Raw genomic sequence first — 23,302 nt, forward strand, 5'->3', positions numbered from 1 at the left:
GGTCCCGAAACTTCGAGGTTGGGGAATCCCAACCTATAGCCGTTGGGGGAAATCATCATGTTCGGACGCGTCCGGGCGCAATCTTTTGCGTCCAAGGCAGCCTTGTGCGCCGCATTGCTCACTTCCACCGCACTGCCCGCCTTTGCAGCGGATATTGCGGGCCGCGTGGTCGACCCGACGAGCGGCGCCTCGCTGCCCGGCGCAACCGTCACCGCTGGCGGGCGCACCGCCGTCGCCGATTCCGATGGCATGTTCGTTCTGCGCGATGTGCCTGCAGGCACGGTCCAGCTGAGCTTCACCTATGTCGGCTATCCCACCACCACGCGCAGCGCGCAGTCGAGCGACAGCCCGCAAGTCGTGGTGTTCAAGCTCGACGCGCCAGTCAGCGAAACCAGCGGCGGCGAAATCGTGGTGACCGGCCAGCGCGCGGCAGAGCGTCGCGCGTTGCAGGCAAAGCGGTCCTCCAACTTCATTCAGGACACGCTCAACGCCAACGATGTCGGCAAACTGCCCGACCAGAACGTGGCGGAAGCGGTGCGCCGTCTGCCCGGTATCTCGGTCGCCAACGACCAGGGCGAAGGCCGCTACGTCATCATCCGCGGCGCCAACCCCAACCTCGCCAACGTCACCATCAACGGCCAGACGGCACCCGCCCCCGAACCCGAAGGCCGTCAGGTCAAGCTCGACGATATCCCGTCCTCGCTGATCGGCTCGGTCACGGTGGTGAAGTCGCTCACCGCCGATCGCGACGCCAACGCCATTGCCGGCCAGGTCGACATCGACACGCTCACTGCCTTTGATCGCAAGGGAGCCTTCGCCAACGCACGCATCGCCAATGGCTATAGCAACCTCAATGGTCGCAGCCCCTATGAAGGGGATCTGACCGTCGGCACGCGCTTGGGCGCGGACAAGACCTTCGGCGTTGTGCTGTCGGGCAATTATTCGAAGCGCCCGATCGAGTCCGAAAACCTGCAAGGCTCCTCCAACTGGCGCAGCGATTATCCAGGATCGAGCAAGGCGCTCCCCGACGACTTCCGCCTGCGCGATTATAACCTGACGCGCGAGCGCTATGGCCTGGTCGGCAATTTCGACTGGCGGCCAAACTCGGATGTCAGCCTGTACCTGCGCACGCTGTATTCGACCTTCAAGGACCATGAAACGCGCGACCAGTCGCGGATCGAAATCCCCGTAGTCGCACCGCCGACGCCACCTTCGGCGACCGCCACCCCGGCGCAAATCGCGGCGTATAATACCGCCGTCACCAACGCCACCAACGCCAATGCCAACATCGCCAATGGCGGCACCTTCAGCGGACGCGGCACGCGCTTCCTGCGCCTGCGCAATGAGGACGATTCGACCTTCACCGGCGAACTTGGCGGCAACTTCCACTTCGGCACCGCCGAATTGCAGGTCGAGGGGACGTACAGCAAGGCGCTGAAGAAAGATCCGCTGCGTTCCGAATTCTCGTTCCGCACCGGCAGCACGGGGCTAACGGGTCTATCGCTCGACCTCAGCGACACGCTGTTCAAGGTCAACACCGCCAATGGCACACCGTATAATGCGGCGCTTTATTCGGGCTACCGCGTCAATTACGATCGCCGCCGCGCTGCCGAAAACCTCTACCAGGGCCGCGTCGATCTGACGGTACCGCTCGGAACGGGCGACGCTTTCACGCTCAAGGTCGGTGGCAAATATCAGCAGACCGACAAGACCAACAATCGCGATTTCCAGCAATATAATCTGTCGGGAAGCACGCTCGCCAGCACTGGTGCCGCCTATGATGACGGCAGCTCGGTCTATAATGGTCGCTACCTGTTCGGTCCGCGCATCAACTACGATCTTGCACAGACCTATTATACCGTGACCAACCCCGGTGCCCGCACGCTGGACGCCGCCGCCAGCCTCGCCAACTCGCTGATCAACGATTACGATCTCAGCGAAAAGGTCTATGCCGGCTATGTGATGGCCACCGCCAAGCTCGGGGCCTTTACGCTTATTCCGGGCGTCCGCGTCGAACATACCGATGGGCGCTACAGTGGCAAGTCCTTCACTGCCGCCTCGACCGCGACGCAGGGGTTCAATGTCACCAACACCAAGAAATATACCGATGTCTTCCCCGATCTGAACGTCCGCTTCGACGCAACCGACCGACTGGTTCTGCGCGCCGCCGCAACGACCGCGATCGGTCGCCCGAACTATGCCGACCTCGCGCCGTATCAAAACCTCGACCCGGTCGGAAACACGGTGACGCTAGGCAACCCCAATTTGAAGCCATACAAGGCGGTGGCGGGTGATTTTTCGGCCGAATATTATCTGAAAGGCCAGGGCATCCTGTCGGTCGCCGCTTTCTATAAGCATCTCGACGATCCGATTTTCACGGCCGGCCAGACACAATCGGGCACCTTTGGCGGCACCGTCCTGACCAATGCGCTGGTCACCCAACCGATCAATGCGCGCAGCGCCAAGCTTTACGGCGTCGAAGCGAACCTGCAGGCGCAATTGCTGTTCCTGCCGGGCCCGCTGTCGGGGTTCGGGGTGTCGGGCAACTTCACCTATACCGACGGCTCGGCCACCGGCGTGCCCAATCGCGCGGGCAATGTGCCGAACTTCCTGCAATCGAAATACACCGGCACCGCGCAGCTGTTCTACGAGAAATATGGCCTCACCGGCCGTTTGGCCTACACCTACCGGTCGGCCTATCTCGACACGCTGGGCGGATCGGCGGCGACCGACCAATATACCGCCGAGAACAATTCGCTCGACGCCCGGATCGCCTATTCGCCGGTCAAGCAATACACGCTGTTCGCCGAAGTCAGCAATCTGCTCGACTCGCCCTGGCGGCGGTATCAGGCGGTTAAGACTCAGCTGATCGAGAACGAGCATTACCGCCAGACCTTCCGCATCGGCGTGCAACTGGCGTTCTGAACGCCCCTTCCCTTGGCAGGCGCGGTGCGACAGGATGGCACCAACACGCCTGCCAGGGGAACAACCGCCATGACCGACCTCACCCGCCGCGACGCTCTCGCCGCGACCGCCTTCGCCACGCTCGCAACGGCTTTGCCCGCATGGGCGCAGGATCGGTCTGCCCCGGCCGACGCGGCGCAATGGGACATCTCGGAAATCTATCCCGACGATGCCGCATGGGACGCGGCGCGCAAGGGCGTACTCGCCAAGATCCCAGGTCTGGCCAGCTATAAGGGGAAGCTCGGCACCAGCGCGGAGGTGCTCGCCGCCGCTTTGGTGGCGCAGTCGGAGCTCGCGCGGGAGGCGGCGCGCGTCTATACCTATGCCGGGCTGAAGAGCGATGCTGATCTGCGCATTTCCGCCAATCAGGAAAAGCTCGCTTTGGTCGGCGATCTGTTCACCGCCTTTGGCGAAGCGACTTCGTGGATGGCACCCGAGATCCTGACGCTCGGCAAAGCCAAAATCGACGGTTTCATCGCGGAAAACCGGACTCTCGCGACGCGGTTCGATTTCTTTCTAGCCGACACGCTGCGGCAGGCCCCGCACACGCTGTCCCCCGAGGGGGAAATCCTGCTTGCAGGCGCGGGGGCACCGCTTTCCGGACCGGGCACGATCCGCGAGCAGCTCGTCGGATCGGACATTCCCTGGCCGACGATCACACTGTCGACCGGCAAAAAGGTTCGCCTCGACGACCAGGCCTATACCTTGAACCGCGACGCGCCGGCGCGCGCCGATCGCAAGGCGGTGTTCGACACCTTTTGGGGCGAATATGGGCATTTCCAGAGTTCACTCGGGGCCGCCTATCTCAGCCATGTCAAAGCCGACATCTACCGCGCCAAGGCGCGCAAATACCCAACCGCGCTCGCGGCATCGTTATCGGGCAACAACATCCCCGAAGGTGTGTATCGCACGCTGGTGACCGAGGCGAACGCTGGCTTGCCGCAACTGCATCGCTATTTCGAACTGCGGCGGAAGCTGCTCGGCCTGCCCGACATGGCCTATTACGATATCTACCCGCCGTTGGTGTCGCTCGACCGCAAGGTCACCATCCCCGAAATGCGCACGACCGTGCTGGAGGCGGTCCAGCCGCTCGGGCCCGATTATGTCGCGCTCCTCGGCACCGCCTCCGCGAAGAAATGGATGGATCCCCTGCCCCGCCCGGGCAAGAAATCGGGGGCGTATATGAACCCCGGTGCCTATGACGTGCACCCCTATCTGCTGCTCAACCTGGGCGAAAACTATGAGGGCATGACCACCTTCGCGCACGAATGGGGCCATGCGATGCACTCGCTGCTGTCGAACAAGACGCAAGTCTATGAGAAATCGGATTACCCGATTTTCCTCGCGGAGATCGCCTCGACCTGCAACGAAATGCTGCTCGCTGCCTATATGGTGGCGAAGGCCAAGACCAAGCAGGAGAAACTGTTCTACCTCGGCCAGCAATTGGAGAGCATCCGCGGCACCTTCTTCCGCCAGACGATGTTCGCCGAATTCGAACTCGCCGTGCATGACAAGGCAGAAGCCGGCGAAGGCCTATCGGGCGAGCGCTTCACGGCGCTCTATCTCGATCTGCTCAAGCGCTATCACGGGCCGAAGGTGACCATCGACCCGGCTTATGCCGTCGAATGGGCCTATATCCCGCATTTCTACAACAGCTTCTACGTTTACCAATATGCCACTTGCATCTCGGCGGCCTCCTATTTCGCGCACGCCATCCTGACCGGTGGGGCAAAGGAGCGCGACACCTATCTGACCGTGCTGAAGGCGGGCGGGTCGGCCTATCCGACCGAGATTCTTCAACGCGCCGGTCTCGATATGGCCAGCCCCGCCCCCTATCGCGCAGTCATCGCGACCTTCAAGGAAACGCTCGATCAGGCCGAGGCTTTGATCGGCTAATCCAGCGGGTACAGCATCGCGACGTTGCATCGTTCGTAGCGCGCGCCGAATTCGTCCATGATCCCCGTATCATGGACGAACCCGAGCTTTTCGTAGAGGTGGATGGCAGCGGCACTCTTGCTGTTGCTCAGCAAATAGAGTCGCTCCGCCCCCAGCGCACGGGCGCGCGCGATGACGGCGTGCAGCAGAAACTCCCCTGCCTTGCGACCGCGCGCGGATTCGAGCACGCCCATCTTGGTGAGCTCGAACTGCCCCTCACCAGTCTTCTGCAGCGCGCAGGCCCCGACAATGCCCAGCCCGGCCGCTTCGACGAACAGAATGTCCCCGCCGCGGTCAATGATCCGCGCCCGCGGGTTCTCCAGCACGTCACGGTCGGTCGGCTCGAGCCGGTACATGGCGGAAATCCACTGCGCGTTGATGTCGTGGAAGGCCTGCGCCAGATCGTCGCGATAACCGTGAACTGTCAAACCATCCATCCCATGCCCCCCGGCCGGCTCAGCGCTTCATCGCCTCTATCAGCGCTTTGACTTCCTGGCTGCGGCCACGCGGCAGAATCAGGATATCCTTGCCGCTGGCGACGACGATCAAATCCTGCACCCCGACCATCGCGATGCGGGCACCATCGCTGCGCACCAGGCAATTTGCCGTGTCGATCGCGATCACTTCGCCACCTTCGCGGCTGGCGTGGACGTTGCCATCCTGATCGCGATCACTGATCTCGTGCAGCGCATCCCAACTGCCAAGGTCGCTCCAGCCCATCGACACGGGTACAACCGCGACCCGGTCGGCCTTTTCCATCACAGCATAGTCGATCGAGTCCGACGGGGCTGCCGCGAAGGAAGCGGAGTCCGGATAAAGGCGGCTACCCTCCACGCGCGCGCCATCCATCGCCCGCTGCGAGGCCGCGAGAATTTCCGGGGCGTGAACGGCGAGACCCGCGAGATAGGCATCCGCCCGAAACAGAAAGATGCCGCCGTTCCAGGCATGATTGCCTGCCGCGAGCATCGCTTCGGCAACATCGAGCGGTGGCTTTTCGACGAATTTGGCGACGCGGTGGACTCCCCCGGAAATTTCCTCGCCAAGACGAATCCATCCATATCCGGTTTCTGGGGCAGTCGGATCGATTCCGAACGTGACGAGCCACCCGTCTTCGACCAACGGCAACGCCGTGTAGATTGCGGCGTGAAAGGCCGCGACATCCGCAATGACATGATCGGATGGCATCACCAGAAGCGGGGCAGCCCCGCTGCCCGCAGCAATCGCCGCAAGCGCGATGGCCGGCGCAGTGTTGCGGCCGACGGGCTCCAGAATCAAAGCCTTCGCCGTCGCATCGACAGCATCAAGCTGTGCTTCGACCATATCGGCGTGACGCTCATTGGCGACGACAATCGGCGCAGTGAAACGCGCGCCCTGCGCACGCCGCGCCGTCAGTTGCAGCATGGTCGCATCGTCGGTCAACGAAAGCATCTGTTTGGGCATGCCAGGCGTAGACATAGGCCAAAGTCGCGTTCCCGATCCGCCGGAGAGTATGACGGGCACGATCGGTATGGTCTGCGGCATATTGGGTCCTCCTGATGGAATCGCCCTAGCGGGCTTTCCAGCGGTTGGTAACTGCCTTGGATCAGCCTCGATCCATTCTGTTCAACCTTTCTTTGCCAATTTCTGCGACAGCAGCTTGCCCCTGTCGGATTTGTTTACACCGCTATCGGGAAGGCGGACGAGGTACGGCATCAATGATCAGGCTGTTCAAACATTATATTCCCAACGCGGTGCTCTTGCTGGGGCTGTTCGATCTCGTCCTGCTGGTCGTGGCGGGGGAGCTCGGATATTCGATGCGGATGCGCCAGGTCGCGCTGCCGCTGACGCCGATGCATATGCGGATTCCGCAATTGCTGACCTTCGCCGGATCGCTGGAAATGGCGATGATCGCGGTGGGCGTATATGGAGCGGGGGCGCTGCAATCACTGCGCTATGCAACGGCGCGGCTGCTGGTCGCCATTTCGCTCGGCGTCATCTTCCTCAGCGTTATCTATTTCATCGTGCCCGCCGCCACCTTTTGGCGGTCTAACCTGCTCTACGGCATGGGTGTGGCGGCGATCCTTTTGATCGCGTTACGCATATTGCTGGGCAAGACGCTGGGTGGACAGGTTTTTAAGCGGCGCGTGGTCGTGCTCGGCGCGGGCGCGCGGGCGGCACGGCTGAAGGCTTTGGCACAAGCCCCCGGCGCTGGCTTCGCGGTGGTCGGCTATGTTTCGATGAGCGAGCCTGCGCGGGTCATCCCCGAGGCGATCGCACGCGATGCGATCTATAACCTTGCCGACCATGTCGTGCTGCTCAACGCGAGTGAAGTGGTGCTGGCGCTCGAGGAGCGCCGCAACGCCCTGCCGCTGAAGGATCTGCTGCGGATCAAGACGACGGGCGTGCACGTCAACGAAATCTCGACCTTCCTGGAACGCGAAACCGGCAGGGTCGACTTGCAAAGCGTCAATCCGAGCTGGCTGATCTTTTCGGACGGTTTTTCGTCGGGGCGGATGCTCTCCAGCATGTTCAAGCGGATCTTTGATATCGTCGCCAGCCTGCTGTTGCTGACGTTGACGCTCCCGCTGATTCTCATCACCGCGATCGCGATCAAGATCGAGAGCAAGGGCCCCGCTTTCTATCGTCAACGCCGCGTCGGCCTGTACAGCGTCGGGTTCGACTGCGTGAAATTGCGCTCGATGCGACAGGATGCCGAGGTCGCGGGCCAAGCGGTGTGGGCCGAGAAAGACGATCCCCGGATCACGCGCATTGGCCGTATCATCCGCAAGCTCCGCATCGATGAGCTGCCACAGACCTGGTCGGTGCTGAAAGGCGAGATGAGTTTTGTCGGGCCGCGCCCCGAACGACCGCAATTTGTCGAGGATCTCGAACAGCAAATCCCGTATTATGCCGAGCGGCACATGGTGAAGCCGGGCATCACCGGCTGGGCGCAAATCAACTATCCTTACGGCGCGTCGATCGAGGATTCGCGGCAGAAGCTCGAATATGATCTCTATTATGCCAAGAACTATTCACCGTTTCTCGACCTGTTGATCCTGCTGCAAACGGTGCGCGTGGTCTTGTGGCCGGAAGGCGCGCGCTGATCCCGTGAGCGCGCTCGCCACCCTGATCCTGTGGAGCCACGCCCTGGCCGCCTTGCTGTTTGCGGGCGTCGCCCTCACACGGCTGCACGATGCCGGCACCGCCCTGCCCCGGTTGACCTTCGTCATCGCGCTGGGCAGCACCGCCTTATGGGCATTGGCGGTCGCCGGGATTGACACCACCGACGTCGTAACGCGGCTGACCGAGGCGGCGCGTAACCTCGCGTGGCTCGGCTTTATGTATGCGCTGGTCCGGCGCGGCGGCACGGGCCCCGAACACACCGCGATTTCGATTATCTATGGTCTGGTCGCCGTGCTTGTTCTGGCGGGGGCCACGCTGACGGTGATCGAGCCGACCATCGCCACGGAGACGGGTTCGCAAGTGGCGGCAGTGCGAGCCGTGTGGCGGATGATGATTGCGATCGGGGCCTTGCTGCTGCTGCATCATCTCTATTCGGCGGTAACGCCGCGCGCACGCGGCGGCATCCGCCTCGCCGTTCTTGCACTGACCGCGATGTGGAGCATCGATCTGCTGCTTTCCGCCGCTGCTTATGCGTTCAGCACCTGGTACAGCGGCCTAGTCGCCGCGCGTGGCATTGTTATGGTGCTGGCAGCCCCCCTGTTTGCGATCGCGGTGCAGCGCAACGGCGACTGGACGCTGCAACTGTCCCGCACCGTCGCCTGGCAGACGCTGACCTTTGCCGTCATGCTGCTCTACACAGCGGCGATGCTGCTGGCGACCAGCGCCATCGCCAGCATCAGCGGCGACAATGCGCGCCTTTGGCAAACCGCCTTCGTGTTCGGATCGACCGCAGCAGGGCTGACCATCCTTTCCTCCCCCTGGGTGCGCGCCTGGGCCAAGGTAAAGGTGTCCAAACATTTCTTCCGCCACCGCTATGATTACCGGGCGGAATGGACGCGCTTTACCGATACCCTCGGCAAACCCGACGGGGCCGCCCCGCTCGACCAGCGTATCGTAAAGGCCATCGCCGACCTTACCGATTCGCCCGCCGGATTGCTGCTCGTGCCCGACGGCGAAGGGCTTGGCGTCGGCACCGGATGGCGCTGGGATGCCCCCACCGGCGGTGCCGATGCGCGGCTGGTCACGCATCTGTCCAAAAGCGGCCGGATCGTCGAACTCGACACCGTCCGCGCTGACAAAGCCGATCCGGTCGAGGCCGTCAGTATCCCCATCTGGATGCTCGACGGCGATGCCTGGGCGGTGGTGCCGCTAACGCATCTCGATCGTTTACAGGGCGCGATCGTGCTGGCGCGCCCGCCACTCGACCGCCCGCTCGACTGGGAAGATTTCGACCTGCTGCGCATCGCCGGGCGGCACGTTGCGAGCTATCTCGCCGAAGCCAGGGCACAGGACGCGCTGGCCGAGGCCGAGCGCTTCGATGAATTCAACCGCCGCTTTGCCTTCATTCTGCACGACATCAAGAATCTGGTCAGCCAGCTGACGCTCGTCGCCCGCAATGCCGAGCGTCATGCCGACAATCCCGACTTTCGCGCCGACATGATCGCGACATTGCAGGACTCGGCGGCACGTATGAACGACTTGCTCGCCCGGCTATCGCAGCAACACCGCGCCCGTGCCGAGGTTCTGCGCCCGGTCGACCTGCTGCCGCTGGCCGAGACGGTCGCACGCGGGAAACGCGTACAGCATCCCGTCGTCGTGATCGGCCCCAAGGCCCTGTTCGCCCAGGCGGACCCCGCGCGCGTCGAACAAGTGCTTGGCCATCTCGTGCAGAACGCAATCGACGCCAGTCCGCCTGCGGAACCGGTCACGATCGCAGCGTCGTCGACGGATGCTACGGTGTCGCTCACGGTGATCGACCAGGGCTGCGGGATGAGCCCGGCCTTTGTGCGCGACCAATTGTTCAAGCCGTTCGTCTCGACCAAGCCCGGCGGCTTCGGCATCGGCGCGTTCGAGGCGAAGCAACTTGCCGAGGCGATGGGCGGCAGCGTCGCCGTCGACAGCCGCGAAGGCGTCGGCACCAGCTTTTGCCTTACCTTGCCGACCGCGCACGCGCGCACCCTGGAACAAGCCGCATGACCGACAAACCCAAGCTGCTGATCGTCGAGGATGATTTGGGCCTCCAGCGCCAGCTCCGCTGGGCGTATGAAGGGTATGAGGTGCTGACCGCGATCGACCGAGCGACCGCGCTCGATGCGGTGCGCGCGGCGGAGCCCGCCGTGGTGACGCTCGACCTCGGCCTGCCGCCCGACGCGGACGGCACCAGCGAAGGGTTCGCCACGCTCGCCGAAATCCTGCGCTTGAAACCCGATACCAAGGTGATCGTCGCCTCGGGCCACGGCGCGCGAGAGAGCGCGTTGCAGGCGATTGCCGATGGCGCATGGGATTTTTACGCCAAGCCGATCGACATTGATGCGCTTGGCCTGATCGTCGCGCGTGCGTTCCACGTCCATGCGCTGGAAGCGGAGAATCGCCGCCTCGCCACGCGCGCGACGGGCACCGCGCTGGGCGGAATGATCACCGCCAGCCCGGAAATGCTGAAGGTCACCCGCACGATCGAACGCGTGGCGGGGGCCGATGTTTCGGTCATGCTGCTCGGTGCCAGCGGGACCGGCAAAGAAGTGCTCGCGCGCGGGCTGCATGACAGCAGCCCGCGCTGCGGCGGTGCCTTTGTCGCGATCAATTGCGCCGCAATCCCCGAAACGCTGCTCGAAAGCGAATTGTTCGGGCACGAAAAAGGCGCGTTCACCGGCGCGATCAAGACCACCGAAGGCAAGATCGAACAAGCGCAGGGCGGCACACTGTTCCTCGACGAAATCGGCGATGTCCCGCTGCCGCTGCAAGTGAAATTGCTGCGTTTCCTGCAGGAGCGCACGATCGAGCGGATCGGCGGGCGCAAGGCGATTGCCGTCGATACCCGGATCGTCTGCGCCACCCATCAGGATGTCGATGCGATGGTTGCCTCCGGCAGCTTTCGCGAGGATCTCTATTACCGTCTGGCCGAAATCGTCGTCCGCATCCCCTCGCTGGCGGAACGCAGTGGCGACGCGGTGTTGCTGGCGCAGCATTTCCTGAAGAGTTACGCCAAATCGATGCACGCCGCCGTGACCGGCCTGTCGCCCGATGCGCGTGCCGCGATTGCCGCCTGGGGTTGGCCGGGCAATGTCCGCGAGCTGGAAAACCGCATGAAGCGGGCGGTCATCATGGCCGAGGGCAAACTCGTCACCGCCGCCGATCTCGATCTGGCGGAAGGCGCGGCCGAATTGCCGCTCAACCTGCGCGCCGCGCGCGAAAGCGCCGATCGCTCGGCCATCGCGCAAGCACTCGCCCGCGCCGAGGGTAACATTTCGAATACCGCCAAGCTGCTAGGGGTCAGCCGACCGACCCTGTACGATTTGCTGAAGAGCTACGATCTCCATGCGTAAATCCCTTTCGATCGCCATCGGCACGCTCGCCGCGATGACCAGCGCCGCCTTGATCGCGGCTGCAGCAACCGGCCCCGCTCACGCCGATGCGGCGACCGCGCGCACCGAACTTGCGCTGAGCGCGCGCTTGCTCAAGGCCGGCAATTACAGCGCCGCACGCAGCCACGCCCAGGCCGCGATCAAGGCTGATCCAAGCTGGGGCCTGGCCCATGCGATGCTCGCGCGCAGCTTCTTGGCGATTGGCGACGGGGTCGCAGCGGAGGGCGAGCTTGGCCGCGCGCGCGACAACGGTTTCGACCCGGCCCGGGCACACCAGCTCTACGCCCATGCCTGGTTGCTGCAGGGCGACGCCAACCGCGCGCTGGCCGAAGCCGCCAAAGCGGGGGCACCTTATGCCGGCTATGCCATCCGCATCGGCGCGCGCGCGCTGGCGGCGCAAGGCGACGTCGCCGGCGCACAAGCCGCGCTCGGCACCGTGCTCGCCGATGCGCCCAAAGACAGTTTTGCGTGGTCCGACCTCGGGCGCATCAAATATCAGGCGGGGGATATTGCGGGCGCGATCGAAGCGGCGCAGCGCGCGGTCGATCTCGATGCCAACAATGTCGAGGCGATCACGCTGCGCGGCGAGCTGGTGCGCGGCCAATATGGCCTGGTCGCCGCGCTGCCATGGTTCGAAAAGGCGCTGGGGCATGACGCATATTACCATCCCGCATTGATCGAATATGCTGCCACGCTTGGCGATGTCGGGCGCTATACCGATATGCTGGCGGCGACGCGCAAGGCCCTGGCCGCGCGGCCGGACAGCCCGCAGGCGCTGTACCTTCAGGCCGTGCTGGCAGCGCGCGCGGGCAAGGACGACCTCGCCCGCACCCTGCTCGCGCGCACCGGCGGACACTTGGACGCTATGCCCGGCGCGCGGCTGTTGTCGGGGACTTTGGCCTATAAAGCGGGGGCGTATCAGCAGGCGATCGACGATTGGCGTGTGCTGGTGGGGCAGCAGCCGACCAACATCACCGCGCGCCGCCTGCTGGGGACGGCTTTGCTGCGCTCGGGCGATCCGCAGGGTGCGCTCGAGGTGTTGCGCCCGGTCGCGCTGCGCGCCGATGCCGACAGCTATACGCTGGCATTGGTGGCGCGCGCCTTTGAACAAACCGGGGAGCGTGATTGGGCTGCGAAATATCTCGATCGCTCGGCCATGCCCAGCGCGGTCGGCTCGGCGCCGTTCGGCATCGATGACGGGTTGTCGGCGCTGAGCGACGCTGCCAGCACAGCCCCTGCGGAACCGGTCGCGCAGCTCGCATTGATCCGCGGGCTGATCGAGGCGGGCGATGGTGGCGCGGCGCTGGCCAAGGCGCAGGCGCTGGTGCGGCTGACGCCGGGTGCGCCGCCTGCCTATCTCGCGCTCGGCGATACGTTGATGGCGGTGAACCGTTATGGCGACGCCGCGGACGCCTATCGCCACGCCGCCGACCTGCGCTTTGACGAACCGACCCTGCTGCGCGTGGTCGATGCGCTCGAGCATGCCAACCGGCGCGCCGAGGCGGGCAAGGTGTTGGCGCTGTTCGCCTCGCAAAACCCGCAAAACATCACCGCGCGGCGCTTGATCGGCCATTGGCAGATCGCAGCTCAGGATTGGGATGCCGCGATCGACACGCTGGAGGATCTGCGCGGGCGCATCGGTGACCGCGACGCCGCGCTGCTCGCCGAACTGTCCTATGCTTATACCGGAGCTGGGGATGCCGATACCGGCATGGTCTATGGCAAGGCGGCCTATGCGCTCGCACCGATGAACCCGGCGACGAGCGATGCCTATGGCTGGGCGCTATACCAACAGGGCAAGAGCGTACCGGCGCTGCAATTGCTGGAAAAAGCGGCGTCGATCGCGCCCGGCCGCGCCGATCTGCGCTGGCATTTGGGGCAGGCCTATGCCGATCTCGACCGCACCGCCGAAGCCGCGACGCAAATGCGCGCGGCGCTCGCCGACCCGCATTTCACCGACCGCATAGCGGCGACCGCAGCGCTTAAGGCGTTGGGATAGGTTTGCCCTCCTTCCTCCCCTCCCTGAAAAGGGAGGGGCGGAGCCAAGCGGCCACGAGCCCCGCGTTTGCCAGCGCAGGCCACGTGCGGCTAAACACGCGGCGCATGACCGATCCTCTCGCCCGCATCGCCGCCGCGCTCGAACGGCTGGCCCCGCCGCCGCCCGCCAGCGCCGATCCGCTGGCGCACCCGGCCTATGTCTGGCGCGGCGCGGTGTTGGAACCGGTGCGCGATTTCCGCCCCTTGCCGCTCGACCGTCTGCACGGCATCGACGCGCAAAGGGCCGCGATGCACGCCAATGCCCGCCATCTGGCAGATGGAGCGGCGGCGCATGACGTGCTGCTGTGGGGCGCGCGCGGCACCGGCAAATCGGCACTGGTCAAGGCCGTGACGGGCGCGGTGCAGGCGGAGGGCGGCGCGCTGGCGCTGATCGAGGTCGTCACCACCCAGCTCGAGACCCTGCCCGCTTTGTTCGCGCAGATTGCCGCTGTGCCGCGTGCCTTCCTGCTGTTCCTCGACGATCTCGGCTTCGATGCCGCCGCCGATGGGCGCGCTTTGCGCTCGATGCTCGATGGCGGGGCGGAGGCACGGCCCGCCAATGCCCGCCTCGTCGTCACCTCGAACCGCCGCCATCTGGTGCCGCGCGAGATGATCGACCAGCCGACCGCCGTAAACCCGCGCGACGCCGCCGACGATGCGCTGGCGCTGGCCGATCGCTTCGGGCTCAGCCTCGGTTTCCACGTCGTCGACCAGGACGGCTATCTCGCGATCGTCGCGGGATATGCGCAGGCTTATGATTTGCCGTTCGATCCGGTCGATGCGGTCGGCTGGGCAACACGGCGCGGTGCCCGTTCGGGCCGCGTGGCGTGGCATTACATCGTAGATCTCGCCGGGCGAAATGGGCGAGCGCTAAAGTGATCCTCCCCGTTCCGGGGGGGGATTTAGGCGAGGCTCTCCACCATCTCGGCCAGCTCCAGCCAGCGCAATTCCGCCGCGTTCTTGTCTTCCTGCGCCTGGCCGATCCCTTCCATCAGCCGCTCGAACAAAGCCGGGTCGCGCGTGTAGAGATCGGGGTCTTCCAGCAACGCCTGGTCGCGCGCGATCGCCGCGTCGAGCGCCTCGATCCGCTTGGGCAGCAATTCGAAATCGCGCTGATCCTTGTACGTCAGCTTCGCCTTGCTGCCCGGGGCCGCCGCCGGGGCCGCCGAGGTCGCATTCTTGGCGATCGCGCCGCGCTTGGTCGGCGCATTGGCCTTGCGGCGGCGCTCCCAATCCTCATAGCCGCCCGCCACGACATCGACCGTGCCCGAACCATCCAGCCCGAGCGTGATCGTCACCGTGCGATCGAGAAAGTCGCGGTCATGGCTGACGATCAGCACCGTGCCATCATAATCGCCGATCACATCCTGCAACAGGTCGAGCGTTTCGAGGTCGAGATCGTTGGTCGGCTCGTCCAGCACCAGCAGATTGGACGGCTTGGCGAATTCGCGCGCCAGCAACAGGCGTGAGCGCTCGCCGCCCGACAGCGTGCCGATCTTGGCGTCGAGCACGCCTGGCTCGAACAGGAATTCCTTCAAATAGCCAACGACATGCTTGCGAATGCCCTGCACCTCGATCCAGTCGCCGCCATCGGCGAGCACGTCGCGGATCGTCTTGTCGGGCGCCATCTTGCTGCGCTGCTGGTCGATCACGATGCGTTCGATCGTCTTGGCGAAGCGGATCGTGCCGCTATCGGGTTCCAATTCGCCGGTCAGCAGCTTGAGCAGGGTCGATTTGCCTGCACCGTTCGCGCCGACGATGCCGATGCGGTCCTTGCGCGTCACGCGCAGCGACAAATCGCGGATGATGGTGCGGTCGCCAAACGCCTTGGAGATATGCTTGGCGTCGATCACCACCTTGGAGCGCGCATCGTCGCTGCCAATGGTGAGGTTGGCCGACCCCTGCGGCCCGACCATCGCCGCGCGTTCGGCGCGCATCTCGACCAGCTTGGTCAGCCGCCCCTGGTTGCGCTTGCGCCGCCCGGTGACGCCGCGCAGCAGCCAATGCTCCTCCAGTTTCAGCTTGGCGTCGAGCTTTTCGGCATTGCGCTGTTCGTCGGCATAGACTTGCTCGGTCCAAGCATCGAAGCCGCCAAAGCCGATTTCGGCGCGCCGCAAATTGCCGCGGTCCATCCACAAGGTCTGCTTGGTCAGCTTGGTCAGGAAGGTGCGGTCATGGCTGATGACGACAAAGGCACCGCGAAAGCGCTGGAGCCATTCCTCGATCCATTCGATCGCGCCAATGTCGAGGTGGTTGGTCGGCTCGTCGAGCAGCAGCACATCGGGATTCTGCGCGAAGGCGCGCACGATCGCCGCCCGGCGGCGCTCGCCGCCCGAGGCCTTGGCCGCTTCGCGCGAGAGATCAATGCCGAGCTGGTCGGCAATCGCCTCGGCTTCATAGCGCTGCGGCGCATCGTCGCCCGCCAGCACATAATCGGCGAGCGTCGCAAAGCCCGTCATCGCCGGTTCCTGCTCGAGCTGGATCACGCGCGTGCCCGGCACGATCGTGCGCCGCCCCTCGTCGGAATCGATCTTGCCGCCGAGCAGCTTGAGCAAGGTCGTCTTGCCCGCGCCGTTGCGCCCGATCAGCGCCAACCGGTCGCGCGGCCCGATATGAATATCGAGCCCACGGAACAACCAGCCCGAGCCTTGAATGACGCCGAGATTTTCATATGCGAGAATTGGTGCAGCCATGAGGGGGGCGTTACGGGGATAGGCGCTTGCGAGCAAGCCGGGATACCCCGCTCCCATCGGGAGAGGGAGGGGCCCGCCGCGAGGCGGTGGGAGGGTGAGGATGATCCGCTATGCGGCGTGCACCCAGATCACCCTCATCCGGCGCTTCGCGCCACCTTCTCCCACAGGGAGAAGGACTGAAACCGGCCCCAGGCGAGTCCGTCGGGCGAAGCCGACTGCCGCCTTTCGCCATTCACAGGCTGTTCAACGCTGCCTGCCTATGCCAATCCCATGACAATGCTCCTGCCCATCCTGCTCGGACTGGCGACCGCGACGGCACCGCTGCCGGCCGACGGCGTGCAACTCCAGCGCGCGGATCAGCGTGAGGCGTGGCGCGCGCGCCAGGAAGGCCGCATCCTCCCGCTCAAGGAAATCGAAGGGCGCGTGTTGCCATCGATGCGCGGCAGCCAGTATCTCGGCTTTGATTTCGAACCCGATCGCGGGATTTACACGCTCAAGTTCCTGCGCGATGGAACCGTCATCTGGGTCGAGGTGGACGGGCGTTCCGGCCAGATCCTCGGCCGCACCAGCAACTGAGCGCGGCCAGCGCCGTCCTAAGGGGAACTTTCATGCGTGTTCTGATCGTCGAGGATGAACCCAATCTCGGCCAGCAATTGAAGGCGACGCTGGAAGGTGCCGGCTATGCGATCGACCTCGCCACCGATGGCGAGGAAGGCCATTTCATGGGCTCGACCGAGAATTATGACGCGATCATCCTCGATCTCGGCCTCCCCGAAATCGACGGGCTGACGGTGCTCGATCGCTGGCGCAAGGAAGGCCGCACCGCCCCCGTGCTGGTGCTGACCGCGCGCGACAGCTGGTCCGACAAGGTCGCCGGGCTCGACGCCGGGGCGGACGATTATGTCGCCAAGCCGTTCCAGTCGGAGGAATTGATCGCCCGCCTGCGCGCGCTCATCCGCCGCGCCTCGGGCAATGCCTCGTCGGAACTGACGGCGGGCGACGTGCGGCTCGATACGCGCAGCGGCAAGGTCACGCTGGCGGGCGAACCGGTCAAGATGACCGCGCAGGAATATAAATTGCTCAGCTATCTGCTCCACCACAAGGGCAAGGTGGTCAGCCGCACCGAGCTGATCGAGCATATTTACGATCAGGATTTCGACCGCGATTCGAACACGATCGAAGTGTTCGTCACCCGCATCCGCAAGAAGCTCGGGCAGGACGTCATCACCACGATCCGCGGGCTTGGCTACAGCCTTGAAGATCCGGATGCATAATGGCTGACGCGCCGGGCACGGAGATCGTCGTCGCCCCGGCGAGCGAAGGCGCGGTGGCGCACGAGCCTGTGCCCCCGCCCTTGCCGCCGCTCGACACCGAGCCGCGCGCGACGATCGCGACGCGCACCACCGGATCGCTCAGCCGCCGCATGATCCTGATCGCGGCGGGCTGGATTCTGTTGCTGCTGACCGGCGGCGGTTTTGCGCTGGACCGCGTACTGACCACCGCGATCACCCAGAATTTCGACGATCAGCTCGAATATGTGCTGACCGCTTTGATCGTCTCGGCGGAAATCGGCCCGCAAGGCGAAGTGTTCAACAATCGCGAACTGGCCGACCAGCGCTTCCTCGAACCCAATTCGGGGCTGTATTACCAGATCAGCGCGCCGGGGCAGGAGCCCTATCCGTCACGCTCTTTATGGGATCGCCGCCTCGCTTATGGCAGCGCGCATAATGATCTGGGCATCCATGCCTATGACAGCGACCAGTTCGTCGATCCCACGACCGACAACCCCGAGCGGCTGCGCATCGTCGAACGTGACGCAACGCTGCCCGGTTCCAAGGTGCGCTGGCGCTTCCAGGTGGCGCAAAATCGCGAAGGGCTCGACGCGCAGATCAAGGTGTTGCGTAAGACGCTGGTGCGCAGCTTCGCGCTGCTCGGCTTTGGCTTGATCGTGATGGCGGCGCTGCAAACCTTTTACGGGCTGTGGCCGCTGCGCAAGGTGCGCGAGGAAATCGCCCGGATGCGCGCGGGCAAATCGCGCCAGATCGAACGCCCCATGCCGATCGAAGTCGCGCCGATGGTCGAGGAATTGAACGGGCTGATCGCGCATAACGAACGCCAGGCCGAGGAAGCGCGCCGCCACGCCGGCAACCTCGCCCACGCGCTCAAAACGCCGCTGACCGTCATTATGAACGCCGCCACCGCTAACGCCGACGATCTGGGCGAAACCGTGGTGCGCGAAGCGCGGACGATGCGCCGCCAGGTCGACCACCACCTCGCCCGCGCGCGCGCAGTCGGCAGGCGTGGGTCGGCGCATAGCCGGGCGGACGTTTGGCCCAGCCTCGAATCGGTCGAGCGCGCGGTCGGCGTGCTCTACCGCCACGTCCGCATCGACACCGATGGCCCCAAGGATCTGCAAGTCCATGTCGAGCGGCAGGATCTCGACGAAATGCTCGGCAATCTTATCGAGAATGCCGCGAAATATGGCGGCGGCAGCGTGTTCGTCACCGTGTCCAAGCATTCGGGCTTCGTCGAATTTTTGATCGAGGATGACGGCGTCGGCATCCCCGAGGAACAACGCATCCGCATCTTCGATCGCGGCGTGCGGCTCGATTCCGGCAAGCCCGGCACCGGCCTCGGCATGGCGATCGTCCGCGACGTGGCGGAGATTTACGAGGGGACGGTGTCGCTGGAGGAGAGCGAGGATCTGGGCGGGTTGCTGGTGCGGCTGCGGTTGCCGGCGGCGAATTGAAGATGACGAATCGCGTACGATTCGCTATATAGGGCGCATGTCAAAGGCCGCCTCCAACACGCCCATCACGACGGTGCGGGATTCCCGGTCTGGTCGGTTCGTGACCGTCAAGGGTGCTGGTGCGCTCAAGGGCAAAATGACGATCAGCAAAAAGGTCGATCTCACAAAACCTATTTCCGTTCCAACTTCGGGCGCGAAATGGTCTCCCACCCGCCCTGCGACTGATCGAACCGAAGCCAAGCGCTGATCTTGTCGGGGATACTCCTCGACACACATGCGCTGTTTTGGCTTGTCAGTGGTGAAGAGGCACTGACCGAACAGGCGTTGGTCGCCATTGGTGAAAATCAGGAGGCGGGAACGCTGTTCGTTTCGCCCATCACGTCGTGGGAACTGTCGATCGCCACGCAGAAGAATCGTATAGCAGGTCGACCGCATTTGGGGGACGACACTCCGGCGCGGTGGTTTCGGGACGCGGTAACCGCCACGGAAGCGAAGGTCATACCGATCAAACAGCGTATTTCATGCGAAGCGGCACAGGTGGTCATCGCTACGGGGCACCGAGACCCTGGCGACTGCCCGGGTGCGCAAACTCTCCCTGGTGACCCGTGACGGCATCATCCAGCAAATCGCCGCCGCTGATCCGAACTATCTCAGCATCATAGTGTGTTAACGTTCAATCACTCATTCCCCAACAACCCGCCGAGCAATCCCCCGACCACCGCGCCCGCCGCGCCGCCGCCGACCAGCCGCCCGACGCCCGCCCCCACGCCGACATCGCGGGCTTCGTTACCGGGCAAATGCCGCGCGATTTCCTCGGCCAGATTGAGGATCGGCATCGACTGCAGCCAGATCTTGCCCGGCCCGGTCAGCGTCGCGAGGAACAGCCCCTCCCCGCCGAACAATATGTTGCGGAAACCCCGCACCATCTGGATGTCGGTGGAAACGGTCGGCTCCTGCATCCCGATATGCCCGGCATGGACGCGCAGCCGTTCGCCGGGGCTGAGCGTCTTTTCGATCACCTCGCCCGACAGATCGAGGAACACCGTGCCCGGCCCGGTCACACGCTGCAGGATGAAGCCTTCGCCCGCAAACACCCCCGCGCCCAGGCGCTGCTGAAAGGCGATTTCGAGCGAGACCGAATATTCGGCGCACAGGAAGGTTTCCTTGCGGCAAATCAGCGATTCCCCGGCGCGCAGTTCGCGCGCGATGATGGTGCCGGGGAAGCGCGGCGCAAAGGCGACATGGCCGGGGCGCTCCGCCCCATATTCGGTGATAAAGATGCTCCCGCCCGACAGCGCGCGCTTCAGCCCCGCGAACAGCCCGCCGCCGGTGTGCGTATCCATCGTGATGCCATCGCTCATCCACGCCATGGCGTGCGTCTGGCTGACGATCCGTTCGCCCGGCGACAGATCGATCGAGACAGTCTGCATGACGGTGCCGGAAATCTCGTAGCGCATCGGGCCATCCTTCGACAGTGATGCACTTACCTAACACAGCTTGAAGGCCGATGAAATGCCAACAACCTCCGTCACCCCGGGCTTGTCCCGGGGTCCACCGTGCCGAGCATTCTACGGTGGCGGCATACACGTCGCGGTGGCCCCCGGCACAAGGCCGGGGTGACGACAGCGCGTCAGGCGGCGACGGCGACGTCCTGCATCGCGTGCGCCGTAATCTCCAAACTCCGCTTGCGCGCTTCGTGGTCATAGATCGCGCTCGCGATCATCAGTTCGTCCACCCCGGTGCGCGCGACGAAGGCGGCGATGTCGCGTGCGACCTTGGCCGGGCCGCCGACGGCAGAGCAGGACAGCACATGATCGAGGATCGCCGCGCCCTGCGCGCCCAGGCTCGCGCGGTAGCCCGCGACCGGCGGCGGCAATTGCCGGGGATGGCCGGTCCGCAAGGCAACGAACGCCTGTTGCTGCGAACTCGCCAGCAATTCCGCTTCCTCATCGCTGTCGGCGGCAAACACGTTGAAGCCCGCCATTACATAAGGCTTGGCCAGCACCGCCGACGGCCGGAAGGTGCGGCGATAAATGTCGATCGCCGCCATCAGCGCATCGGGCGCGAAGTGCGAGGCGAAGGCATACGGCAAGCCCAGCATCGCAGCGAGTTGCGCGCCGAACGTGCTCGATCCCAGGATCCACAAGGACACATCCGCCCCTGCCCCCGGCGTGGCGCGGATGCCGGTCTGGCCATCGTCGGCGAAATAGCTTTGCAGCTCGACCACATCCTGCGGAAAGGCATTGGCGTCGCTGTCGAGATTGCGGCGCATCGCGCGCGCGACGATCTGGTCCGAGCCCGGAGCGCGGCCGAGCCCCAGGTCGATCCGCCCGGGAAACAGCGCGTCGAGCGTGCCGAACTGTTCGGCAATGGCGAGCGGCGCATGGTTGGGCAGCATGATCCCGCCCGCGCCGATGCGGATGGTGGAGGTCGCATTGCCGATATGCGCCAGCACCACCGATGTCGCCGCGCTGGCGATGCCGGTCATGCCGTGATGCTCGGCGGTCCAATAGCGCGTAAAGCCGAGCCGTTCGACATGCGCTGCAATGTCGGCGGCATTGGCCAAGGCTTGCGCCACACTGCCGCCTTCAATGACGGGGACGAGATCGAGCAGGGAATAGTGGGTCATAAGAGGGATGTGGGGAGGCCAGCGCGTTCGCGCCACCCCTTCCCGTTCGCACTTTCTTCCCCGGCGAAGGCCGGGGCCCAGGAGTGGAGCGGGATACGTGATGCGCACCGCTCGACAACATACCGGTCGCGACTGGGCCCCGGCCTTCGCCGGGGAAGTAAGGATAGGAAGACCGGAAGCGTCGCACGCCTTGCCCCCCCCGCGCTCCCCGCTTAGAGCCTGCGCGACATGGACCCGCGCCTCGCCCATATCCGCACCTGGATCTTCGATCTGGACAATACGCTCTATCCGGCGAGCGCGCGGCTGTTCGACCAGATCGACGCCAAGATGGGGGCCTATATCGCCGCCAAGTTCGAGGTCGATCTGGTCGAGGCGCGCCGCATCCAGAAGGGCTATTTCCACGGCCACGGCACCACGCTCGCCGGGCTGATGGCCGAGCATGACGTCGATCCGCACGCGTTCCTCGATTTCGTCCACGACATCGAAATGGACGTGCTCGAAGAGAATGCCCCGCTCGCCGCCGCAATCGCGCGGCTCCCCGGGCGCAAGATCGTCTTCACCAATGCCGACACGCCGTATGCCACGCGCGTGCTCGGGCGGCTGGGCCTGGGCGAGAGCTTCGAGGCGATCCACGACATTCATGCGATGGACTTGCTGCCCAAGCCGCAAGCCTCGGCCTATGCCGGGCTGTGCGCGGCGTTCGACATCGTGCCCGCCGAGGCGATCTTCTTCGAGGACATGGCCCGCAACCTCGCGCCCGCCAAGGCGATCGGCATGACGACGGTGTGGGTCGACAATGGCTCCGAACAGGGGCCGGGCGAAGACCGCAGCCATATCGATTTTACCTGCGCCGATGTGACGGCGTGGCTCCACGACCATATGGGGGAAGCATGAGCGATCTACAGCACACCATCGAAGCCGCGTGGGACGCGCGCGACACGATCGGCTTTGGCACCACCGGCGCGGTGCGCGACGCGGTTGACAGCGTGCTCGACCAATTGGGTGCGGGCACCGTCCGCGTCGCCGAGCCCGCTGGCGACGGCTGGACGGTCAATCAGTGGCTCAAAAAGGCGGTGCTGCTCTCCTTCCGCCTCAACGACAACAGCCTGGTCGAGGGTGGCGCGGGCGGCGCGCCTGCCTTCGACAAGGTGCCCTCGAAATTCGCCGGCTGGGGCGAGGCCGAGTTCCGCGCGGGCGGCTTCCGCGTCGTGCCGGGTGCGGTCGCGCGGCGCGGCAGCTTCATCGGCAAGGGTGCGATCCTGATGCCGAGCTTCGTCAATATCGGCGCTTATGTCGGTGAAGGCACGATGGTCGACACCTGGGCGACGGTCGGCTCCTGCGCGCAGATCGGCAAGAACGTGCACATCTCGGGCGGGGCCGGGATCGGCGGCGTGCTCGAACCGCTCCAGGCCGATCCGGTGATCATCGGCGACGGCGCCTTCATCGGCGCGCGCAGCGAAGTGGCCGAAGGCGTTCGCGTCGGCGAGGGCGCGGTGCTGTCGATGGGCGTCTATCTCGGGGCCTCGACCAAGATCGTCGACCGCGCGACCGGCGCGGTGTTTCGCGGCGAAGTCCCGCCTTATGCGGTGGTCGTGCCCGGCAGCATAAGCGGCGGCGACGGCAAACCCGCGCTCTATTGCGCGGTGATCGTCAAGCGCGTCGACGCGCAGACGCGCAGCAAGACCAGCATCAACGAACTGCTGCGGGACTAATTCTCCCCTCCCGCTCGCGGGAGGGGCCGGGGGAGGGCAGTCTACGGCAAGCGCAACGC

General features: G+C 64.8%; 19 protein-coding genes. 14 read left to right on the top strand and 5 right to left on the bottom strand.

Going from position 1 to position 23,302, the window contains the following annotated elements:
- Window positions 1-57: 57 nt before the first annotated feature.
- Both H4W01_RS14465 and pepF read left to right on the top strand, forming a co-directional pair.
- Complete coding sequence (locus tag H4W01_RS14465; RefSeq protein ID WP_209611936.1) at window positions 58-2,925, top strand: TonB-dependent receptor; 2,868 nt, start codon at window positions 58-60, stop codon at window positions 2,923-2,925.
- 69 nt (window positions 2,926-2,994) lie between these two features.
- Window positions 2,995-4,860 (top strand): oligoendopeptidase F, encoded by a 1,866-nt coding sequence (gene pepF, locus H4W01_RS14470; RefSeq protein ID WP_209611938.1) that lies wholly within the window; start codon window positions 2,995-2,997, stop codon window positions 4,858-4,860.
- On the opposite strand, the gene H4W01_RS14475 is transcribed toward pepF, so the two are convergent.
- Together H4W01_RS14475 and H4W01_RS14480 are read right to left on the bottom strand one after the other, a co-directional pair.
- Window positions 4,857-5,336 (bottom strand): GNAT family N-acetyltransferase, encoded by a 480-nt coding sequence (locus H4W01_RS14475; protein WP_209611941.1) that lies wholly within the window; start codon window positions 5,334-5,336, stop codon window positions 4,857-4,859. The genes pepF and H4W01_RS14475 overlap by 4 nt on opposite strands.
- A 19-nt stretch (window positions 5,337-5,355) precedes the next feature.
- On the bottom strand, window positions 5,356-6,420 hold the full coding sequence (locus tag H4W01_RS14480) for a mannose-1-phosphate guanylyltransferase/mannose-6-phosphate isomerase (protein WP_209611943.1): 1,065 nt from the start codon (window positions 6,418-6,420) through the stop codon (window positions 5,356-5,358).
- A 173-nt stretch (window positions 6,421-6,593) separates the two neighbouring features.
- On the opposite strand from H4W01_RS14480, the gene H4W01_RS14485 reads away from it, so the two are divergent.
- From H4W01_RS14485 to H4W01_RS14505, 5 genes are all read left to right on the top strand, one after another.
- Window positions 6,594-7,982: a TIGR03013 family XrtA/PEP-CTERM system glycosyltransferase gene (locus H4W01_RS14485; protein WP_209611945.1), complete on the top strand. Its 1,389-nt coding sequence runs from the start codon at window positions 6,594-6,596 to the stop codon at window positions 7,980-7,982.
- Between the two features lie 4 nt (window positions 7,983-7,986).
- Complete coding sequence (prsK, locus tag H4W01_RS14490; protein ID WP_209611947.1) at window positions 7,987-10,038, top strand: XrtA/PEP-CTERM system histidine kinase PrsK; 2,052 nt, start codon at window positions 7,987-7,989, stop codon at window positions 10,036-10,038.
- Complete coding sequence (prsR, locus tag H4W01_RS14495; protein ID WP_209611950.1) at window positions 10,035-11,384, top strand: PEP-CTERM-box response regulator transcription factor; 1,350 nt, start codon at window positions 10,035-10,037, stop codon at window positions 11,382-11,384. The genes prsK and prsR overlap by 4 nt, the downstream gene beginning before the upstream one ends.
- Entirely contained in the window at window positions 11,377-13,422 is a 2,046-nt protein-coding gene (locus H4W01_RS14500; RefSeq protein ID WP_209611952.1) for a tetratricopeptide repeat protein, read from the top strand. Before prsR ends, H4W01_RS14500 begins: the two co-directional genes overlap by 8 nt.
- A gap of 104 nt (window positions 13,423-13,526) precedes the next feature.
- A complete protein-coding gene (locus H4W01_RS14505; RefSeq protein WP_209611954.1) occupies window positions 13,527-14,339 on the top strand; it encodes a DUF815 domain-containing protein in 813 nt (270 codons plus the stop codon).
- A gap of 23 nt (window positions 14,340-14,362) precedes the next feature.
- Here the strand turns inward: H4W01_RS14505 and H4W01_RS14510 are convergent, their stop codons facing one another.
- Window positions 14,363-16,153 carry an ABC-F family ATP-binding cassette domain-containing protein gene (locus tag H4W01_RS14510; RefSeq protein WP_209611957.1) on the bottom strand — a complete coding sequence of 597 codons (1,791 nt, stop codon included), beginning with the start codon at window positions 16,151-16,153 and terminating at the stop codon, window positions 14,363-14,365.
- Between the two features lie 270 nt (window positions 16,154-16,423).
- Here H4W01_RS14510 and H4W01_RS14515 point away from each other — a divergent pair, with 270 nt between their 5' ends.
- Genes H4W01_RS14515 through H4W01_RS14535 form a run of 5 tightly spaced genes read left to right on the top strand, consistent with a single transcriptional unit; the run spans window position 16,424 to window position 19,511 of the window.
- A complete protein-coding gene (locus H4W01_RS14515) occupies window positions 16,424-16,729 on the top strand; it encodes a hypothetical protein (RefSeq protein ID WP_126848310.1) in 306 nt (101 codons plus the stop codon).
- A gap of 32 nt (window positions 16,730-16,761) precedes the next feature.
- Entirely contained in the window at window positions 16,762-17,427 is a 666-nt protein-coding gene (locus H4W01_RS14520) for a response regulator transcription factor (RefSeq protein WP_010404476.1), read from the top strand.
- The gene (locus H4W01_RS14525) at window positions 17,427-18,902 is read left to right on the top strand and encodes a sensor histidine kinase (RefSeq protein ID WP_435804086.1); all 1,476 of its coding nucleotides are present in this window, start codon (window positions 17,427-17,429) and stop codon (window positions 18,900-18,902) included. Before H4W01_RS14520 ends, H4W01_RS14525 begins: the two co-directional genes overlap by 1 nt.
- Before the next feature lie 37 nt (window positions 18,903-18,939).
- Window positions 18,940-19,149 (top strand): hypothetical protein, encoded by a 210-nt coding sequence (locus H4W01_RS14530; RefSeq protein ID WP_209611959.1) that lies wholly within the window; start codon window positions 18,940-18,942, stop codon window positions 19,147-19,149.
- Between the two features lie 2 nt (window positions 19,150-19,151).
- Window positions 19,152-19,511 carry a type II toxin-antitoxin system VapC family toxin gene (locus H4W01_RS14535; protein ID WP_209611962.1) on the top strand — a complete coding sequence of 120 codons (360 nt, stop codon included), beginning with the start codon at window positions 19,152-19,154 and terminating at the stop codon, window positions 19,509-19,511.
- A gap of 68 nt (window positions 19,512-19,579) precedes the next feature.
- Here the strand turns inward: H4W01_RS14535 and H4W01_RS14540 are convergent, their stop codons facing one another.
- Together H4W01_RS14540 and H4W01_RS14545 are read right to left on the bottom strand one after the other, a co-directional pair.
- Window positions 19,580-20,359 carry a TIGR00266 family protein gene (locus H4W01_RS14540; protein WP_209611965.1) on the bottom strand — a complete coding sequence of 260 codons (780 nt, stop codon included), beginning with the start codon at window positions 20,357-20,359 and terminating at the stop codon, window positions 19,580-19,582.
- Between the two features lie 173 nt (window positions 20,360-20,532).
- Entirely contained in the window at window positions 20,533-21,531 is a 999-nt protein-coding gene (locus tag H4W01_RS14545) for an LLM class flavin-dependent oxidoreductase (RefSeq protein WP_209611967.1), read from the bottom strand.
- 228 nt (window positions 21,532-21,759) lie between these two features.
- Here H4W01_RS14545 and H4W01_RS14550 point away from each other — a divergent pair, with 228 nt between their 5' ends.
- Together H4W01_RS14550 and dapD are read left to right on the top strand one after the other, a co-directional pair.
- Window positions 21,760-22,425 carry a pyrimidine 5'-nucleotidase gene (locus tag H4W01_RS14550; protein ID WP_209611969.1) on the top strand — a complete coding sequence of 222 codons (666 nt, stop codon included), beginning with the start codon at window positions 21,760-21,762 and terminating at the stop codon, window positions 22,423-22,425.
- Window positions 22,422-23,243, top strand: coding sequence for a 2,3,4,5-tetrahydropyridine-2,6-dicarboxylate N-succinyltransferase (gene dapD, locus H4W01_RS14555; RefSeq protein WP_209611971.1), 822 nt, complete (start codon window positions 22,422-22,424; stop codon window positions 23,241-23,243). The genes H4W01_RS14550 and dapD overlap by 4 nt, the downstream gene beginning before the upstream one ends.
- Window positions 23,244-23,302 lie beyond the last annotated feature (59 nt).

It is taken from the genome of Sphingomonas sp. PL20 (assembly GCF_017875905.1).
GTDB lineage: Bacteria > Pseudomonadota > Alphaproteobacteria > Sphingomonadales > Sphingomonadaceae > Sphingomonas > Sphingomonas echinoides.